The organism is Bacteroides caecigallinarum, from assembly GCF_021530995.1.
Taxonomy (GTDB): domain Bacteria; phylum Bacteroidota; class Bacteroidia; order Bacteroidales; family Bacteroidaceae; genus Phocaeicola; species Phocaeicola faecigallinarum.
Genome location: NZ_JADYTF010000200.1, coordinates 1 through 2707, shown reverse-complemented (window position 1 = coordinate 2707; position 2707 = coordinate 1). Strand labels below are relative to the sequence as shown.

Sequence of the window (2707 nt, the reverse complement as noted above, 5' to 3'; positions counted from 1 at the left end):
CCACGCATGATATAGAAAACTGCTGTTCATAATTGTACGTTTGCTTGTGCTTATTCAAATATACAATTTGTGCAGCGGTTTTCTTCTTTAATAAACTATCACGCGAAATGTCGGATGAACCTAAAATTTCCAATTAACGATGAAACAGATTTTTGTAATGTGCGCCCTCCTGCTGGGCGTGTGTGCGGCAAACGCACAGGAAACCGACACGGTGAAGTATGCGGCAGGCAACGACTTGTACCGGGGTATCACCCGAAAGCTGCCTTACCGACAAATGGTAACGCCCTACGGCGTGGAAGTGACTTTCGCCAAGACGGTGCATATCATTTTCCCCTCCGCCGTCCGCTATGTAGATTTGGGGAGCAACCACATCATAGCGGGCAAGGCTGACGGTGCGGAAAACGTAATCAGGGTGAAAGCCACGACAGAGGGCTTTCCGGGAGAAACGAACTTCTCCGTCATCTGTGAGGACGGCAGCTTCTATTCATTCAACGCCAAGTATGCCCGTGAGCCGGAAATGCTCAACATCGAAATGAAGGACTTCTTGGAAAATGAAGATACGTCCGACTTTTCGCATACCCGCATGAACATCTATTTCCGGGAACTGGGAAATGAAAGCCCGCTGCTGGTAAAACTGATAATGCAGAGCATCTACAAGAACAATGACCGTAAAGTGCGACACTTGGGCAGCAAGCGTTTCGGCATACAGTTCTTAATCAAGGGGATTTACACCTATAACGGGATGCTTTACGTGCATACGCAGACGAAGAACAGTTCCAACGTGCCTTTCGATACGGACTTCATCAAGTTTAAGATTGTCGATAAGAAAGTGCCCAAACGCACGGCTATTCAGGAAACGGTACTGGATGCGGTACGCAGCTACAACGAGGTGATAGAGATTGCCGGGAAAAGCACAGTCCGGACGGTGTACGCCCTGCCGAAGTTCACCATCCCGGATGACAAGTTACTGCTGGTGGAGCTTTACGAGAAGAACGGCGGTCGGCATCAGACCATACGGGTGGAGAATGCCGACATCGTGAACGCCGAAGTGATAAACGAACTGAAAATAAAGTAGGGAATGAAGAAACACATCTTTATAATGACACTCTTTGCGCTGTGCCTGAATTTGAACCAGGCACACGCGCAAAGATACCTTCCGGGCATGAAAGCCTTGCAGGTAACGGCGGGCATGGCGGACGGGGTACATTGGAACTCCGACACGGATTTTGCCTGCCATTTCGGGGCGGCATACAGTGTTTATACCAAGAACGCCAACCGCTGGGTGATTGGCGGGGAATACCTGCATAAGAAGTATGACTACAAGGATATGCGCATTCCGGTAGAACAGTTCACGGCGGAGGGCGGCTATTATCTGAAATTCCTTTCGGACAGGCGAAAGACCTTTTTCCTCTCGCTGGGGCTGTCGGCTCTTGCCGGGTATGAAACCAGCAACCGGGGCGACAAGCTGCTGCCGGACGGGGCTACGCTGCTGGACAAGGATTGTTTCATCTACGGCGGTGCGCTCACGCTGGAACTGGAAACCTACCTGACCGACCGGGTGGTGCTGCTCGTCAATGCGAGGGAACGTATGCTATTCGGCTCGGACATCGGCAAGTTCCACACGCAGGTAGGCATGGGACTGAAATTCATTATCAACTGACCACTATATAATAATGTATATGAAGAATGTAATGTATAAAATCATCGTGGGCTGCTACATCGTGGCCGCCCTCGTGCTTGTAACCGCCTGTAATGACAGCTTGGACATTCAGCAGGCTTACCCGTTCACGGTGGAAACGCTGCCCGTACCCAAGAAACTGAAAGTGGGCGAAACAGCCGAAATACGCTGCCAACTGGTGCGTGGCGGCGACTACCAGCCTACGACCTACCAGATACGCTATTTCCAGCCTGACGGCAAAGGAAAGCTGGAAATGGATAACGGTACTGTGTTCCTGCCCAATGACCTGTACCCGCTGGAGAAAGAAACGTTCCGGCTCTACTACACATCGGCATCGACCGACCAGCAGACGATTGACATCTATATCATCGACAGCTTCGGGCAGATGCAGCAGGTTTCGTTCTCGTTCAACAATGACAGCAGCGAAGAAGAGTAATTATATAGCAATAGGAAGAATGAGAAACACTCTTTCTATTGCTATAATATATTAAATAGCTATGTTTCAATAAAACGTTATCATATTTTTGTACTTTTGCATATAAATCGTACTAATATGTTTAATATGGAAAGACAATTACCTTATGCAATAAATTATAAAACGCTTAAACGTTCTAGAACCGTAGAAAATTTATTTTTATGGTCAGTATTTATATTGTCTATATTGATTCAACTATTAAAATGCGAAACAATTGAAGGACTTGTGTGTCAAAATGTTATCGTGGTGTTAAATGTATTGAATTACATTTCAATTATTGGATATGGGTTATTATATATAATTGTGGAAATAATTATGCAACCCATTGTTGCAAGTGAACGAAGAAAAGGATTTATTGATAATTCTTTAGGTACTAAGCTATTAAATATGCCCGTAACAAATTATTATGATAATGATTCCATTAAAGAGGGAGCATATAAGTTGCTGGTTAATTGCTATGAAAATTGTTATTTTACATACAATATAGCTAAAGAAATGTTATTGAATATGGTTCTTAAAAATACGTTTTTATTTATAGTTTTATTAATCTTTGC

3 protein-coding genes and 1 pseudogene are annotated in these 2707 nt (G+C 45.1%); all 4 read left to right on the top strand.

What is annotated here, in order from left to right; all coding sequences use genetic code 11:
• Window positions 1-139 precede the first annotated feature (139 nt).
• Complete coding sequence (traN, locus tag I6E24_RS15925) at window positions 140-1075, top strand: conjugative transposon protein TraN (protein ID WP_068856483.1); 936 nt, start codon at window positions 140-142, stop codon at window positions 1073-1075.
• Between the two features lie 3 nt (window positions 1076-1078).
• On the top strand, window positions 1079-1660 hold the full coding sequence (locus I6E24_RS15920) for a conjugal transfer protein TraO (RefSeq protein ID WP_068856482.1): 582 nt from the start codon (window positions 1079-1081) through the stop codon (window positions 1658-1660).
• A gap of 13 nt (window positions 1661-1673) precedes the next feature.
• Entirely contained in the window at window positions 1674-2114 is a 441-nt protein-coding gene (locus I6E24_RS15915; protein ID WP_235329649.1) for a DUF3872 domain-containing protein, read from the top strand.
• A 126-nt stretch (window positions 2115-2240) separates the two neighbouring features.
• Window positions 2241-2707, top strand: a pseudogene (locus tag I6E24_RS15910) (hypothetical protein); the annotation flags it as partial.

What these genes read in the sequence shown, in the direction of transcription:
- I6E24_RS15920 (WP_068856482.1), top strand. Translation starts at nt 1,079, where the DNA reads ATGAAGAAACACATCTTTATAATGACACTCTTTGCGCTGTGCCTGAAT.
- traN (WP_068856483.1), top strand. Translation starts at nt 140, where the DNA reads ATGAAACAGATTTTTGTAATGTGCGCCCTCCTGCTGGGCGTGTGTGCG.
- I6E24_RS15915 (WP_235329649.1), top strand. Translation starts at nt 1,674, where the DNA reads ATGTATATGAAGAATGTAATGTATAAAATCATCGTGGGCTGCTACATC.